Below are 15511 nucleotides of genomic sequence, written 5' to 3' on the forward strand. Positions count from 1 at the left end.
GGCACTGCCAAGTTTAGACGTTCTGAACGAACCAGATTTCGTTCATGCGAAAGACCATCACAGCGATCGCGAGGCAGGCGACCCCCAGAACGACGGTGCTCCATCGTGTGCGGTCGATGAGGGCCCAGAACGCTGCGGCAACAGGCACGAGCAGCGCAGAGACCATGTACACGTAGAAGATCAGCAGGTCTCCAGCAGGGTTGTTGCCGAGCGCCGGTGAGACCAGTGCGACCACGAATTGGATGATCAACAGCAGTTCGACGAGTGCCGTCGCCCCCATGGTGAGGTCGTTCGGCACTTTCCCGGCGAACCCGAGCACCAGGCAGAGCACCCCGGCGAGAACGGCTATCGCGATCTGAGCTGTCGAGAACCATTCGATCATGAGGGATCCTGCTCCGGGGTCACTACTGCGGTGGTTTCGTCTGCGGTGGTTTCGTCAGCGGTGGTTTCATCTGCGGCGGCGTCTGTGACGGCATCATGCTTTACGGCCGCTTCTGCCGCCGTGCGGGCATCGGAAGGAAAATTCACCAGCACGCGCGCCGTGCCGCCCTTCGACTCGAACAACCCGATGAGCTCCCCAGCTGGATCGATGGCGGCGACGGTGCAGCCCTTCGGAGCATCCACGGCGATTCGCTTGCCATTCCGCAGGTCGATTGAGCGCTCGGCATCGAGCGTGACCACAGGAAACAACTTCGCGGCGATGGTCGCGGGCGGCACAAGGTCTCGTGCCGGGTCGAGTTCGGGCAAGGTGTGCGCCGTGTTCACCTGGAACGGGCCGATCCGAGTTCGCCGAAGCGAAGTGAGGTGCCCGCCGACGCCGAGCGCCTCCCCCAGGTCGCGGGCGATGGCTCGAACGTAGGTCCCCGAACTGCACGTCACCCTCACGGCAACGTCGACGAAGGCCGGGGGCGGCGACGCAGCCGTGGTCGAAGTCGAGGTGGTCGAAGTCGGGGTGTTCGAAAGCGCGGTGTTCGAAAGCGGAGTGTTCGAAAGCGCGGTGTTCGAAGTCAGGGTGCTTGAAAGCGCGGTGGAGGATGCACGGGAGATATCAAGTACGTCGATGGATGCGATGGTGACGGGCCGGGCATCCAGAACCACTGTCTCGCCCTCGCGAACGCGGGTGTAGGCGCGTTTGCCGTCGACCCTGATGGCGCTGACGGAGCTCGGGATCTGGAGGACGTCGCCGGTCAGAGGAACAAGCGCACGCTCGATGTCGGCTGCAGTGAGATTCTGCACCGCCTCGGGATCGGCCGACTCGATTGTCTCGCCCTCAGAATCATCGGTAGTCGTTGCTTCGCCAAGCCGGATGGTGGCTTCATACTCCTTGTCGAGACCGACAATGTACGTGAGCAGACGTGTCGATGAATTCAGGCCCAGCACGAGGAGCCCTGTTGCGAGGGGATCGAGCGTTCCGGCGTGGCCGACCTTGCGGGTGCCCGCCAGCTTGCGGGTGCGAGCCACGACGTCGTGGCTGGTCAGACCTTGCGGCTTGTCGATGAGCACGATGCCACTCGTGAGGCCGGATGATGTCACCCACCAACGCTAACAGCGATCGGCATCGGTGGCTGCCTGGCGGTGAAGTCGGCTGGGTGCTGGCGCAGAAGGGGCTTCTCCTCCACAACTGGCGTGCTTTGTGAGTTGTCCACTGATCGCGGATTTTGGCTGTTGGTGTCGGCGGCGAATGATTGACTGTCGCCATGACACGAGCATTACTCACTGATGACGAGATTGATCCCTCCCCGACTGATCCGACTTTCACGGGCCCCGATTGCTTCGGCTCAGAGACGGGATCGGCCTCCTCAGGGTCGCGGTCATCAGCGTCGTCGTCGTTGCGTCGGGAGCGTTTTGCGGCTGCGGTCGCTGCGGTGGTGGTGTCGCATCGGGCGATCGCTGCGGCGCACGCAGAGCATGCTCTCCTGGTCGAGGAGGCCCGGGTGGTGGGGTTCGCGCTTCATACCCAGGACAGTTTCGCGAGCAGTGGGGGTGGAGGCCCGCAGTGGTCCTCTGACCAGATCGTGCAACGCCAAGTCGTCTTAGAGCTCGCCGTCGCCTTACACCTCACCGAGATCGACGCGCGCCGGCTGGTCGATACCTGCGAAGGGCTTGCCGGCCCGTTCACGGCCACGCGGGAGGCTCTGTTGGCGGGGCGGGTGTCGTACCGGCACACCGAAACCCTCGTTCACCGTTCGCACCCGCTCCCCCGGGAAGCGCTCGGACGGTACGAGAAGACAGTACTGCCCTGGGCGCGGAAAGTGACCGTGCAACGCCTCGACAAGATCGCCCGCGCCTGTGTGGAAGAAGTGCAACCCCGCACCGACAGCCAACGCCACACCGACGCCGTCACTGGGAGGCGTACGTATCTGGAGCCCGGGTCTGACGGGATGGCGTACCTGACCCTGTACACCGCCGCCGTCGAAGCTGCTGCCATCCACAACCGGGCCACCGACATGGCCAGGTCCGCGAAACACAACGGCGACCCCCGCACCCTCAGCCAACTGAAAGTCGACGTCCTGACCGACCTGATGCTCAACGGTGACACCCACACCCCACGGGTTGCCCCCGGTATCCGGGCCCGCGTGAACGTCACCGTCCCCGCCCTCACACTGCTGGGCCGCGACCACCACGGGAATCCCGACCCCGATCAGTCGTCTGGGCCAGCGAACCTGGAGGGGTTCGGGCCGATCGACCGGCACACCGCCCTCACCATCACCCGCCACGCACACTCGTTCACCCGGATCCTCACCGACCCCGCCACCGGTGCTGTGCTCAGCTACGGCCGGCAACGATACAAACCCCCCACCGACCTTGACGAGCTGATCCGGCTCACCCACACCGAATGCACCTTCCCGACACCCTGCGAACCATCAACCACCGCAGACCTTGACCACACCATCGCCTGGGGCGACGGCGGTGAAACCAGCTACGACAACCTCAGCCCCCTCTGTGCTTCGCACCACAAAGTCAAACACCACACCGAATGGACCATCCTGCAAACCCCCAACACCAACGGGCGACCACCAACCATCACCTGGACCTCACCCGCCGGCTACGAATACACCATCGACCCCACACCACTCGCGAAACCCATCATGCAGTTCACCGAAACGACAGGCGACGACAAAGAAAGCACCGAAGGTGATGATGGCGCGCACGCCGACTCCGACGTCGAAATCGACACCGGCACCGGCACCGACACCGACCCCGACCCTGACCCAGACATACACATGAACGTGGGCCCGAATGGCTCGATCGACGTCGAAAATGGCTGCAACGATGGCAGAATCAGCGATGCCCCGCCATTCTGAGACCGATCTGAAAGTGACATCAGATCAAACCGGAGAGGGACACACCTTCATCATGGCCATCGGTTACACCACCCGTGTCCTGAGGCGCCGATCAGAGTGTCGGGTGCATCCGAGATGAGCACGATCATCCGGTCAGCAGCGGTCGGCGAACTCGCGTTTCGGGTGGTCCTCGTCGCGGATGGACACAATCGCACCGGCGCTCATGCGCGGCTGAACTTCTGCCCGGTAGAGTTCGTGCGCTTCGGCGACCACCGGATCAAGAATCGCCGTCGCCGACTCGAGGAACGTCACAAAGTGGAACACACCCCGAAGTTCCGGGCGTTGAAGGAATGGGCCACTGATGACCAGCAGCGCATCCTTCGGCGCAGTCACCCAGCGAGTCTCGAGCACGGCGTCGCGTCGGGTGTCGAATTGCGCGGTCACGAACCCCGCGCTCCCACCCAGACGAAACGGTTCAACCAACACACGCTTCAGAGCCGCGTAGTCATATCGGTCGAAGTAGTAACCCTCCGCTGAATCAGGCCCGCGTTGCAGCCTGGTCTCGCTCGGGAGCTGAAAGTCATCGAGTCGTGCGCGAATGACACTTCGACCAGTGTCTCGCAGGGAAAGGGCAAGGTCGTCAGCGAACCTCTCCGTGCCGACGGCGCCATCGACGGCAACAATGGCCCGCCCACGACCATAGTTGTGCACGATCTCCGCGGCCAGGGCTTCGAAGAACTGACTGCGCGGTGTCGGAGGGTAGGCGGACATGCAGCCAGCATACGTTTCGGCAACGACCGTGGGCCAGCACCAACTGCCTGCCACCGGTCCAGCGACTCGTGAACTCGTGCATCGCACGGTGGCGATCTGTGCACCCGCGCAACTCGCGTACATTGGACTCGATGAATACCAGCGCCGCCGGAGATACCGCTCCGCAGCTAGCTCCAACGCTTATCGACTGGTTTGCGACAAACGCGCGTGACCTGCCATGGCGGCGACCGGGGTTCTCGGCCTGGGGCACGCTGGTGAGCGAGTTCATGCTGCAACAGACGCCCGTCGCACGTGTCGTGCCGCGGCTCCAGGAGTGGCTCGAACGCTGGCCGACACCCGCAGCCCTCGCTGAGAGCTCCCCCGGCGACGCCGTCAGGGCCTGGCAGTCACTGGGTTACCCGCGCCGCGCCCTCTGGCTTCACTCCTGTGCCGTGGCCATCACTGAACGACACGGCGGAGAGGTGCCTCGAGCAGTGGATGATCTGCTCGCCCTTCCCGGAGTCGGCGACTACACAGCACGCGCCGTCGCGGCATTCGCGTTCGGTGATCGTCACCCTGTCGTCGACACCAACATCCGGCGGGTGATCGCTCGCGCAGTGACAGGGGACGCAGAACCTGGCCCTCCGAGTGGCCGCCGCGACCTCGCTGCGATGCTCGAGATTCTCCCCCTCGAACCAGCAGCAGCACGAGCATTCAACGCCGCCATCATGGAGCTGGGTGCCGTCGTCTGCACAGCTCGAGCGCCACGCTGTGAGCTGTGCCCGATCTCGGGGAGCTGCGCGTGGCGGGCGCGAGGGTACCCCGGGTACGACGGCAAGCGGAAGGCCGCGCAGAAGAAATACGAAGGCTCAGACCGCCAGGTGCGGGGTCTCGTTCTCGCACAGTTGCGCTCGTTGCCCGCTGACGACACCAGCACACTCTCGCGCAAACGTCTGGCGGCTGTCTGGCAGGAATCGACGCAACTCGATCGAGCCATCGAAGGTCTCCTGGCCGACGGCCTCGCGATCGAGTCTCCCTCCGGCCTCCGGCTCCCCTGACCTATCCACACCAAGGAACACACATGCAGATCGGAATCATCGGAGCCGGGGCCGTAGGCGGCACAATCGCCTCGCTCCTCTCCCGCGCCGGCCACGAGGTGGAGCTGACAGCCCGCGGAGAGCATCTCTCGATCATCCGGCAACAGGGCCTCACTCTGACAGGCGCCTGGGGCACGCACGTTGCACAAGTAGAGGCAAACCCGACACTCACTCGTCGCCCAGAGCTAGCCTTCATCTGCACGAAGGCTCAGGATGCGCGGGCCGCCATCACGGCGAATGCCGAGCATCTCCGTGGGATTCCCGTCGTTGTCGTGCAGAACGGTCTCGAATCCCTGACGACAGCCCGCAGCGTGTTTGCAGACGAGGTACCGTCAGGCGACGAGGACCAGCTGCCGCAGTGGGTCGGTGCGCTTGCACTCTATGCAGCCAGCTACCTCGCACCGGGAAAGATCACGATCACCACGGCGGGCCCGACGTACCTCGGCACCGGCGAAGGTGCAGCGGATGCGGCAGCGATCAGCGCCGCTGCCATTCTCGACACCGTCATGCCGACCACCGCAATCTCGAACTTCCGTGGCGCACAATGGACCAAGCTGATCGTCAACCAGGTCAACGCGATGCCCGCAATCACGGGGCTGAGCGCGCAGGAGACCCTCACGCACCCGCTATTGAACCCCATCATCACATCGGGAATGCGGGAGGCGGTGCGAATCGGCTTCGCCTTGGGAGTGCACTACGGAAAGGTGCAGGGGCTCAACAACCTTCTCCTGCGAATCTTCTCCGAGGCGCCACTGGGCCTCGGGAGCCGATTGCCGAAGCTGATGGGGCGCAGGATGGGCAGCACTCCGAACCCGGGATCGACCCTGCAGAGCATCCGCCGTGGCCAGCTGACCGAAATCGACTATCTGAACGGAGCCGTCGTCGCTGAAGCCGAATCGGCAGGCCTGACGGCGCCGGTGAACGCCGCCCTCGTGGCGCTCGTGCATGAAGTCGAGCGCACAGGCCACTTCTTCACGGCCAACGCGGTACAGCGGGCCGTGTTCGGTGACGCTCGCTAGCGCCCCACAGAGATCGACTTGCGACTAGTCGTCGTCGAACACGTCTTCGTCCGCGATGACCCGCGGCTTGACGTAGGGGTCAGCATCGCCCGCGTACGTGCCCTGCTTGGCCAGACTCTCCACCTCGGCATCGCGGTTGCGAGCCTCGGTCAGCAGCGAATCGATCAACTTGGCATTCTCGGGGATTCCATCAGCGATGAATTCCAGTGACGGCGTCAAGCGCGACGTGATGTTCTTACCCACCTCTGTCCGCAGCATTCCCGTCGCTGACTTCAACGCCGCAGCGCTGTCGGCGCGCTCCTCATCGGTGCCGTACACCGTGTAGAAGATCGACGCGTGCTGAAGATCGCCCGTCACCCGAACATCGGTGATCGTCACGAACCCCATGCGCGGGTCTTTGACCCCACGCTCGAGCTTCTTGGCCACGATGACCTTGATCCGGTCGGCCAACTTGCGTGCCCGCGCTTCGTCCACCACGACAATCACCACTTCTCTTCACTACGCAAATACAATCTTCTGCAACAACGATCCCACGCTCCCGGCCCCCAGCCCAGCGAATCTGGACGAGAAGCCGGCCCCGACGTGAGGGGGGTCCTGCTGAGTTGCCATCTGGGCAAATCGGGGTAGGGGCCCTGCTCTTTGCCCAGATGGCAACTCAGCAGGACCCCCGCATCCACGACTAACTACGCGGCTTCTCTTTCAGTTCGATCGTCTCGATCTCATCACCGATCTGGATGTCATTGAACTTGCCGAGCCCGATACCGGCCTCGAAGTCCGTACGAACCTCGGTGACGTCGTCTTTGAAGCGACGCAACGACTCGATCGCCAGGTTGTCTCCGACCACGACACCGTCGCGGATGACCCGCGCCTTGGCGTTTCTCGTGATCGTACCCGAGCGAACGATGACACCAGCGATGTTCCCGAACTTGGAAGAACGGAAGATCTCGCGGATCTCGGCGACACCCGACTGGATCTCTTCGAACTCCGGCTTGAGCATGCCCTTGAGGGAGTTCTCGATGTCTTCGAGCGCGTTGTAGATGACCGAGTAGAACCGAACATCCACGCCCTCGCGCGCCGCACGTTCGCGGGCCTTCGGGTCGGGGCGCACGTTGAACCCGATGATGATCGCGTTGTCGATCGTCGCCAGGTCGACGTCTGATGCGGTGACGGCACCGACGCCACGGTGGATGATCCGGAGCTGAACCGAATCGTCGACCTCGATCTTGAGCAACGACTCTTCGAGCGCTTCGACAGCACCTGAAACGTCGCCCTTGATGATGAGGTTGAGCGACTCGACCTTGCCCTCTTCGAGCGCCTTGGTGAAGTCCTCGAGGCTGATGCGCTTGCGAGCACGGGCCAGCAGGGCGTTGCGCTCGACGGCTTCACGCTTCTCAGCGATCTGGCGTGCAGTGCGGTCTTCTTCGGTCACCAGGAACGTGTCACCGGCGCGAGGCACCGACGACAGACCCTGCACCTGCACGGGGCGGGAAGGCGTTGCCGCTGTGACAGCGACACCGTTCTCGTCGTGCATGGCGCGAACTCGGCCGTAGGCGGTTCCGGCGACGATGGCGTCTCCGACGTGGAGGGTACCCGACTGGATGAGCACGGTAGCGACAGCACCGCGACCCTTGTCGAGCTTCGCCTCGATGGCGACACCCCGGGCATCCTTGTTCGGGTTGGCCCGCAGGTCGAGCCCGGCGTCTGCAGTGAGCAACACAGCGTCGAGAAGCTTCTCGATGCCGATGCCCTGGCGAGCAGACACGTCGACGAACATGACGTCTCCGCCGTACTCCTCGGCGACGAGGCCGAATTCGGTGAGCTGCTGGCGAACCTTCGCCGGGTTTGCTCCCGGAACGTCGATCTTGTTCACTGCGACCACGATCGGCACGTTTGCTGCCTGTGCGTGGTTGAGTGCCTCGATCGTCTGGGGCATGATTCCGTCGTCAGCCGCCACCACGAGAACCGCGATGTCGGTGACCTGCGCACCACGGGCACGCATGGCGGTGAACGCCTCGTGGCCCGGTGTGTCGATGAAGGTGATGGCACGGTCGATGCCCTCGTGGGGCGCGATGACCTGGTAGGCACCGATGTGCTGGGTGATTCCACCGGCTTCACCTGCGACGACATTCGCGTTGCGAATGGCGTCGAGCAGGCGAGTCTTACCGTGGTCGACGTGACCCATGACGGTGACGACCGGCGGGCGGATCTCGAGTTCGTCATCGGTCTCTTCGGCGAGTTCTTCATCGATGTCGATGTCGAAGCCGAGCAGCAGCTCGCGATCTTCATCTTCGGGTGAGACCATCTGGATCTTGTAGCCCAGCTCGTCGCCGAGCACTCCGAAGGTCGCCTCGTCGAGCGACTCGGTCGCCGTCGCCATCTCACCGAGGTGGAACAGCACCGTGACCAGGTTTCCCGGGCTCGCGTCGATCTTGTCAGCGAAGTCGGTGATCGAAGCTCCACGACGCAGACGCACAACGGTCGTGCCGTCACCGCGGGGAACACTCACGCCACCAAGCGATGGCGCTTCTCTGAGTTCGAATTCTGCTCTCTTCGTACGCTTCGACTTGCGCGCTTTCGCACGACCGCCACCACGACCGAAGGCACCTGCGGTACCGCCGCCGGGCCCACGACCACGGCCGCCGGCACCCGCTGCGGGGCGAGGAGCGCCGAAGGTGTTACCGGGAGCAGCACCTGGGGCGCCACCGGGACGGAAGCCTCCACCGGCACCAGCGGGGCGTGCCCCACCTGCACCACCGGGGCGGAAGCCACCGGCACCTGCCGGACGCGCACCGAAGCCACCGGGGCGTGCACCCTGGCCGGCACCACCCGGACGCGGCGCGCCGGGACGAGGTGCACCCGGGCGCGGAGCGCCAGGGCGGGGAATGTTGCTGGCACCGCTACCGGGAGCTGCAGGCGCAGCACCGGGCCGGGCGGCGGAGCCACCGGCCTGCATGCCCTGCTGGCTGGCGAAGGGGTTGTTGCCGGGACGGGGAGCGCCGGGGCGCTGCATTCCCTGGCTCGAGGCGAACGGGTTGTTGCCCGGACGAGGGCCACCGGGACGGGGAATGCTGCCGGGGCGAGGAGCCGAGCCAGTAGTTCCGTCTGTTGCGCCCACTGACGCAGCGCTGCTTGCGGCGTCGGCAGAAGGCGTCGGCGTGGAACCGGCGGTGGCTGCGGGAGTGCTCGATGGTGCTGGCTGTGCTGCTGCCGGCGAAACTGGTGCTGCCGACCCTTGAGCAGCGGGTGCTGACGGAGTCGAAGGAGCAGAATCGCGCGAAGCGGGCTGGGCAGAGGCCGCCGCGGCTGGGGCCGTCGGCGCAGAAGGTACGGAAGCCGTTGCAGCTCCAGGACGTGCCGCGCCGGGCGTGGCTGAAGATGGCGTAGTTGAGGGCGCAGGTGCCGAGGCAGCCGGTGACGGCGACTTCGGCGCAGCAGGGCCGGGCCTGGTGCCCGGGCGTGCGGCCGATGCGGCTGCGGGAGCACCCGCACCACTCGTGCCAGCGCCCGCCGTCGCCTTGGCGGCAGCGCTCTCAGCCTGCAGCGCCTCTTTGAGACGACGCGCAACGGGCGGTTCAATGCTTGATGACGGCCCCTTGACGAACTGGCCCATTTCTTTGAGCTTCGCCAGGGCGACCTTACTGTCGACGCCGAGTTCGCTTGCGATCTCGTGTACGCGTGGTTTTGCCACAATTCTCCTTGTTCGGGCCGGCACCCGAAAAGGGGCAGGCCTTAGCTACGTGCGGGACTCATTTCGAGCCGCTCATTAGTTGCTACTCATTAGATGTTCACAGTGTCTTTACTCACGGTTTCGTTGTTGAGTGATTCGGTGTTGACGGATGTTCGCAGCTTTTCACGCAGCGCGCCCGTATCCAATTGTGATTCAGAACGCAGGGCCCGGCCAAAGGCCCGACGCTTGAGTGCATTCTGAAAACAACGCTCTGTCGCGTGCAGATACGCGCCACGACCCGGCAGAACAGCAGCCTCATCGGCAACAAGCTCTGAATTGTGGGCCACGACCCTCAGAAGAGCCGACTTGCTGGCACGTGTTCGGCAACCGACACACGTTCTTACGGAATTCATTCTAGCACCGCCAATTTTGCTGCCGCCCGAATGACCCGGCGTTGTACGGGCAACGCACGGACAATGGATGATCGGCTAGTCGCCCTCGAGGATCGAGTCCGGCTGAATACAGCGAGTCTAAACCGCGTCGCCAACGCTGAGCGCGTCGTCGGCACGGCGCGAAGCCCGATATTCAGTCGCCCTCGAGGATCGAGTCCGGCTGAATACAGCGAGTCTAAACCGCGTCGCCAACGCTGAGCGCGTCGTCGGCACGGCGCGAAGCCCGATATTCAGTCGCCCTCGAGGATCGAGTCCGGCTGAATATCGATCTTCGCGCCCGTCAGCTTCGCGGCTAGGCGGGCATTCTGGCCCTCCTTGCCGATCGCGAGAGAGAGCTGGTAATCGGGGACGAGGGCACGCACAGCCTTGAGCGAAGCGTCGATAACGAACGAGCTGGTGACCTTGGCAGGAGACAGGGCGTTCGCGACGAAGGTCGGCAGGTCATCCGAGTAGTCGACGATGTCGATCTTCTCGTTGCCGAGCTCGCTGGTGACGGCGCGCACACGCTGGCCGAGTTCTCCGATGCACGCGCCTTTGGCGTTGATGCCCGGTTCTGTCGCACGAACGGCGATCTTGGTGCGGTGCCCGGCCTCGCGAGCGAGTGAGACGATCTCGACGGCACCGCTCGCGATCTCGGGCACTTCGAGAGCGAAGAGCTTTCGAACCAGCGAGGGGTGCGTTCGCGACACGGTGATCTGCGGGCCCTTGAGTCCACGGGTCACGGCCGTGACGTACACGCGGATGCGATTCCCGTGGGTGTATGCCTCGCCGGCCACCTGCTCCTCTGGCGGCATGATGGCCTCCACCGTACCGAGGTCGACGTGGATCATGCGGGGGTTCGGGCCCTGCTGGATGACCCCGGCGACGATGTCGCCCTCGCGACCCTTGAACTCGCCGAGCACAGCGTCGTCGGCGATGTCACGCAGTCGCTGGTTGATGACCTGCTTCGCGGCGAACGCGGCGATGCGACCGAAGTCGCTCGGGTTGTCTTCGGATTCCCCGATGACCAGGCCTTCGTCGTCGAGTTCGGGCACGAAGATACTCACATGACCGGACTTGCGGTCGAGGTGCACCCGTGCTTTGGGCGCCTCGGGTGGTGTCGCCGCACTGTGGTTGGTCGCACCGTGGCTGGTCGAAGTGTGGTTGGTCGAGCTGTGCGCTGACGAATTGTGCGCTGACGAGCTGTGTGAAGGCGATGAACCGGCGGGGACATGGTCTGCCTGGCCGGTGTGCTTCAGGTACGCGGTCAAGATCGCTTGCTCGATGATCTGCACGAGTTCGTCGAACGGGATGTCACGTTCGCGTTCCATGAGCTTGAGCACGCTGAGGTCGATGTCCACGGCCGGCCTCCTTCTTTTTCTGTATTCAGTTCTGCAGTCCAGCTACCAAGAATAGCCGAATGTCGCACGCCTCGCAGTCCTCGCCAGTACGGGCAAGCTTCGAAGCACTACTGGGCTGCGTACCAGTCGCGCAGACGGCCAAGGCCCTCATCGAGGCTCACCGCGGGCTCCCAGCCAAGAGAGTGCCGGGTGCGTCGCTGGTCGTACCAGTGCGACGTCGACAACTGCTCGGCGAGAAACCGCGTCATCGGCGGTTCGTCGGCGCGTGCCTTGAGGCCCCAGAAGTGTTCGATCGCGCCGCCCGCTGCCCGAGCCAGCGGTGCCGGCACTCCCCACTGCGGCGCAGGCACGCCAGCTGCAGCGCAGATTCCCGCCAGCAGTTCCCTCACGGTGCGCGGTTCACCATTGGTCACGACGAAGGATTCTCCATGCACCTGCACCGCACGACCGAGGCCAGCGACGATCGCCGTTGCCGCGTTGTCCACATACGTCGTATCGATGAGCGCCAGCCCCCCGCTCAGAAGCGGCAGGCGACCCTGTCTGGAGCGCTCGACGATGCGCTCGATCAGCTGGGTGTCGCCGGGCCCCCACACGATGTGTGGCCGCACCGCGACGACAGCGAATCCGGGCCGGTCCGCCGCCAGTGCAAGCAACTCGGATTCAGCCTTACTTCGTGCGTAGTCACCGCGGGCGTTTGCGGGGTCGGCCGGCAGTGCATCGTCGCCGATCACCGCGACTCCCGCGTGGGCGACAGAGGGCGAAGAGACCATCACAAACCGTGAGACGCCGGCTTGGCGAGCCGCCTCCAACAGTGATCGAGTGCCCTGCACGTTCACCGCGTCGAAGTCGGCGACGCGACCTGCCATCGACACCTTGGCAGCAAGATGGATGATCGACTCCACTCCCTCGACAGCCCGCTGCACCTCCCGCTCATCGGTGAGCGAGCCGCGAACGTCCCTCGCTCCAGGCACGCCCGACACTCCGCGCTGGAACGTCGACACGGTGTGGCCAGCGCGGATCAGCTCGGTGGCAACCGCCCGCCCGAGCATTCCGCTCGCGCCGGTGACCAGTACCGTCATGGTGCGTGCCGACGCCCGCCGGCGAGAATGTCGCCAGCCCAGGCCGCGAGAGCGATCCGGTCGATCTTCGAGTTGTGCCGAACATCCGTCGGCAGGTCGCTCACCACGAGCACAGCGGCTACGTCACTCCCCCCGACGTGGGCTGTGGAAGCCCGCACAACGTTTCGTACATCACTACTGAGAGTGGCTGTTGCCAGAGTCACCCCTGAGCGCAGACGCTTCGCACCGTCGAGTTCGACGACGACGACGAGCTGCTGCGCACCGCTGGGCCCGACGCCCACTGCCGCGGCCCGCTTGACTCCGGGTAGCTTCTCGACGGCCTGCTCGGGGCCGACCGGAGTGATCACACCCGCGGCCGTCGAGATGACATGCGACAAGCGCCCTTCGACCCAGAGGCGGCCGTTCGCGTCGAAGTGGCCCACGTCTGCGGTGCGGTGCCAGCGCGATTCGGAGAGACCCGACGCGGTCTTGGCGGCGCTATCACGATCGCGCCGCGATTCGCGTTCCGTCACCCAGAGCTGGTCGTAGTGGTCTTTCAGATGTGCCGCCGCCACGACGATCTCCCCGGTCACTCCCGGCGTAGCGAGGAGCTCGCCTGTCGCTCCTCCGAGAGCGTCGAGGGCGCTGATCCGAATGCTGACCCCGGCGACGGGCCTGCCCACGCACACTCCGCCCGCTACCCCGCCGTCGGCTGCCGACCTCAGGATCTCTGCCAGTGTGACATCGGTCATCACCAGCCCTTCTGTCATTCCGTAGGGGGTATGGATGATCGCCTCAGGAACCAGCTTCTGAACCCGTTCGAGCAGCGGCACGGCGAGGGGGGCGCCCGCAGACAGCACGGTCGAGACCGACCCGAGGGCACGCCGTTCAGACAGCGTCAGCTCCGACGCTGTCGCAAGAACGTTCACCAGGGCGGCGGGAGAGGCGAACACGACGGTGGCGTCGACCGCGATGGCGGCCTGGGCGACCGCCTGCGCCGTCAGCGTTCGAGGTGAGGTGACGTCCATGTCCGGTGTGACCGAGACTGCGCCGAGGGCCGGGCCGAGCAGGGCAAAGGGCGCGAATCCGGCGACGAGACCGGTACCTGGCCCGATGCCGAATTGGCGTGACAACACGGAGATGAGGGCACTGAGCTGGCCGTGGGTGTAGACGACTCCCTTGGCCGGGCCGGTCGAGCCCGAGGTGAAGAGAATAGCCGCGGTGTCACCAGCGCCGACAGCAACATCTGCGCCGACGGCATCGTCAGAACCGAGCGGCAATTCTCCCCGTTGTTTTCGGGCGTCGCGGCCGATCCGGGCGATGTCACCCAGTGAGTGCGAGACCCGGAGCACGGAGGCAAGCGGCCGACCGAGCTGACCCGCTGAGATCTTCTGCCCAGGCCAGCCGAGGGCGCGGGCGGCAGTCAAAGCACGCTGGATTCCGATGATGTGTGTGGGGTGGGCGCCCCGTACGGCACGCCCGAGACCAGTAAGACCGAGCCCGGCGTCGGCGACCACGATGATCGCCCCGATGCGGAGGCAGGCGTACACGACGGCTGTGAGGTCGGCACCGGGCGGAATCAACAGCGACACCCGGTCGCCCTTCTTCACGCCGATCTGCAGCAGGCCCTCTGAGATCTCCGACACGCGTTTACCAAGCAACCCCCAGGTGACCACACGCTGCTCACGGGAACCGCGGGGAGCCATCTCGACGAGGGCGGTTTCTGCTGCCCGGGTGCTGTCTCCGGCGAACTCGTCGAGCGTCGCCCAGAGCGGACGCCACGGGGCAACACTGATCTCATCACCGGCGGGCACCGCGGAGTGCTCGGCTGCGGGATGAGTGCCCTGTGCGCTGACGGGCTGGCGATCATCCGAAGCCGTGATGTGCTCTGCGAGCCACGTCATCATGATCGGCGCGACGGCCACGTCTTCGCCCACGAGGTGCCCAGCTCGCTCGAATCGCGCCACGTCGGCGTGGGGCAACCGGGTGATCAGGTCGGCCAGGTAGCGGTCACTGAAGACAGGGTCACGAGGACCCCAGAGCATGAGTGCAGGAACCGACAGTTTCGCTACAGCCGTGGAGATGCGGCTGAGCTCGACAGAACTCTCGTGCTCGTCATCCACCGGAATGTCAGCCACAAAGGCACCGATGCCCGCCCTCCTGGCAGCCGTTCGATAGGGAGCCCGGAAGGCTGCTCGTACATCTCCAGCCAGAGCCGGATGAGCAATCGCGAGGGTGGTGTCGAGAAAACCGGTGGTGCGAACCGTGCTCGTGACGAGCAAAGACCGCTGGAGTACGAGACGAAGCACGGCCGGCAGCGGCGAATCCTCTGGCTGGTGGATCGCGGTGTTCAGCAGCATCACGCCGGCCAGAAGGTCAGGATGATCGACAGCCCAGCCGAGCGAGACGACGCCGCCCCAGTCGTGCCCGAGTGTGACGACGGGAGTCTGGAGTTCGAGGGTCTCGGTCAGCAGGCCGAGGTCGGCGACGCGCGTCTTCAGCGTGCGGCTCTGGCCGGAGCGCTCGGAGTAGCCCATTTCGAGCTGGTCGACGGCGATGACCCGCCAGACTTCTGCAATGCCCTGGGAGGTGTCGCCCTCAGATGCATCGCCCTGAGGTGCATCGCCGCCAGATCGAGCCCATTCGGTCGCTTGCTGCAACACGGTTCGCCAGAGGTACGACCAGGTGGGGTTGCCGTGCACGCAGAGAATCGTTCCCGTAGGCGTCAGCCCGGCCGCCGCGAGTTCGGCTCCATTGTCGAGAATGTGCCACGTGCGTGAGCCACCGAGGGAATCGGGTGCCGACACCAGGCGGGACCACTCATCACGGAGTCCCGGCATACCG

Annotated in this window: 12 protein-coding genes; 3 read left to right on the forward strand and 9 right to left on the reverse strand. The window is 64.9% G+C overall.

The window, feature by feature from the left end:
* Positions 1-13 precede the first annotated feature (13 nt).
* Positions 14-382 carry a hypothetical protein gene (locus KPL76_RS12480; protein ID WP_216333823.1) on the reverse strand — a complete coding sequence of 123 codons (369 nt, stop codon included), beginning with the start codon at positions 380-382 and terminating at the stop codon, positions 14-16.
* Positions 379-1533, reverse strand: a complete 1155-nt coding sequence (truB, locus tag KPL76_RS14800; protein ID WP_216333824.1) for a tRNA pseudouridine(55) synthase TruB — start codon at positions 1531-1533, stop codon at positions 379-381. Before truB ends, KPL76_RS12480 begins: the two co-directional genes overlap by 4 nt.
* Positions 1534-1697: 164 nt before the next feature.
* Between truB and KPL76_RS12490 the strand changes: the two genes are divergently transcribed.
* On the forward strand, positions 1698-3305 hold the full coding sequence (locus KPL76_RS12490) for an HNH endonuclease signature motif containing protein (protein ID WP_216333825.1): 1608 nt from the start codon (positions 1698-1700) through the stop codon (positions 3303-3305).
* 132 nt (positions 3306-3437) lie between these two features.
* On the opposite strand, the gene KPL76_RS12495 is transcribed toward KPL76_RS12490, so the two are convergent.
* A complete protein-coding gene (locus KPL76_RS12495) occupies positions 3438-4055 on the reverse strand; it encodes a hypothetical protein (RefSeq protein WP_216333826.1) in 618 nt (205 codons plus the stop codon).
* A 131-nt stretch (positions 4056-4186) separates the two neighbouring features.
* On the opposite strand from KPL76_RS12495, the gene KPL76_RS12500 reads away from it, so the two are divergent.
* Both KPL76_RS12500 and KPL76_RS12505 read left to right on the forward strand, forming a co-directional pair.
* The gene (locus KPL76_RS12500) at positions 4187-5092 is read left to right on the forward strand and encodes an A/G-specific adenine glycosylase (RefSeq protein ID WP_216333827.1); all 906 of its coding nucleotides are present in this window, start codon (positions 4187-4189) and stop codon (positions 5090-5092) included.
* A gap of 23 nt (positions 5093-5115) precedes the next feature.
* Entirely contained in the window at positions 5116-6150 is a 1035-nt protein-coding gene (locus KPL76_RS12505) for a ketopantoate reductase family protein (protein WP_216333828.1), read from the forward strand.
* A 24-nt stretch (positions 6151-6174) separates the two neighbouring features.
* Here KPL76_RS12505 and rbfA read toward each other — a convergent pair whose 3' ends face one another.
* The 6 genes from rbfA to KPL76_RS12535 all read right to left on the reverse strand — a co-directional run bounded on the left by rbfA (position 6175) and on the right by KPL76_RS12535 (position 15507).
* On the reverse strand, positions 6175-6627 hold the full coding sequence (rbfA, locus tag KPL76_RS12510; RefSeq protein WP_216336464.1) for a 30S ribosome-binding factor RbfA: 453 nt from the start codon (positions 6625-6627) through the stop codon (positions 6175-6177).
* Between the two features lie 202 nt (positions 6628-6829).
* Positions 6830-9838: a translation initiation factor IF-2 gene (infB, locus tag KPL76_RS12515; RefSeq protein ID WP_216333829.1), complete on the reverse strand. Its 3009-nt coding sequence runs from the start codon at positions 9836-9838 to the stop codon at positions 6830-6832.
* Between the two features lie 89 nt (positions 9839-9927).
* Positions 9928-10230, reverse strand: a complete 303-nt coding sequence (locus KPL76_RS12520) for a YlxR family protein (protein ID WP_216333830.1) — start codon at positions 10228-10230, stop codon at positions 9928-9930.
* 269 nt (positions 10231-10499) lie between these two features.
* Positions 10500-11609 carry a transcription termination factor NusA gene (gene nusA, locus KPL76_RS12525; protein ID WP_216333831.1) on the reverse strand — a complete coding sequence of 370 codons (1110 nt, stop codon included), beginning with the start codon at positions 11607-11609 and terminating at the stop codon, positions 10500-10502.
* Between the two features lie 107 nt (positions 11610-11716).
* The gene (locus KPL76_RS12530; protein ID WP_216333832.1) at positions 11717-12688 is read right to left on the reverse strand and encodes an NAD(P)-dependent oxidoreductase; all 972 of its coding nucleotides are present in this window, start codon (positions 12686-12688) and stop codon (positions 11717-11719) included.
* Entirely contained in the window at positions 12685-15507 is a 2823-nt protein-coding gene (locus KPL76_RS12535; RefSeq protein WP_216333833.1) for an alpha/beta fold hydrolase, read from the reverse strand. The genes KPL76_RS12530 and KPL76_RS12535 overlap by 4 nt, the downstream gene beginning before the upstream one ends.
* Positions 15508-15511 lie beyond the last annotated feature (4 nt).

This window comes from Subtercola sp. PAMC28395 (genome assembly GCF_018889995.1).
GTDB lineage: Bacteria > Actinomycetota > Actinomycetes > Actinomycetales > Microbacteriaceae > Subtercola.

Coding starts and splice junctions, on each gene's coding strand:
- KPL76_RS12480 (WP_216333823.1), bottom strand. CDS start 382: ATGATCGAATGGTTCTCGACAGCTCAGATCGCGATAGCCGTTCTCGCC.
- KPL76_RS12490 (WP_216333825.1), top strand. CDS start 1,698: ATGACACGAGCATTACTCACTGATGACGAGATTGATCCCTCCCCGACT.
- KPL76_RS12495 (WP_216333826.1), bottom strand. CDS start 4,055: ATGTCCGCCTACCCTCCGACACCGCGCAGTCAGTTCTTCGAAGCCCTG.
- KPL76_RS12500 (WP_216333827.1), top strand. CDS start 4,187: ATGAATACCAGCGCCGCCGGAGATACCGCTCCGCAGCTAGCTCCAACG.
- KPL76_RS12505 (WP_216333828.1), top strand. CDS start 5,116: ATGCAGATCGGAATCATCGGAGCCGGGGCCGTAGGCGGCACAATCGCC.
- KPL76_RS12520 (WP_216333830.1), bottom strand. CDS start 10,230: ATGAATTCCGTAAGAACGTGTGTCGGTTGCCGAACACGTGCCAGCAAG.
- KPL76_RS12530 (WP_216333832.1), bottom strand. CDS start 12,688: ATGACGGTACTGGTCACCGGCGCGAGCGGAATGCTCGGGCGGGCGGTT.
- KPL76_RS12535 (WP_216333833.1), bottom strand. CDS start 15,507: ATGCCGGGACTCCGTGATGAGTGGTCCCGCCTGGTGTCGGCACCCGAT.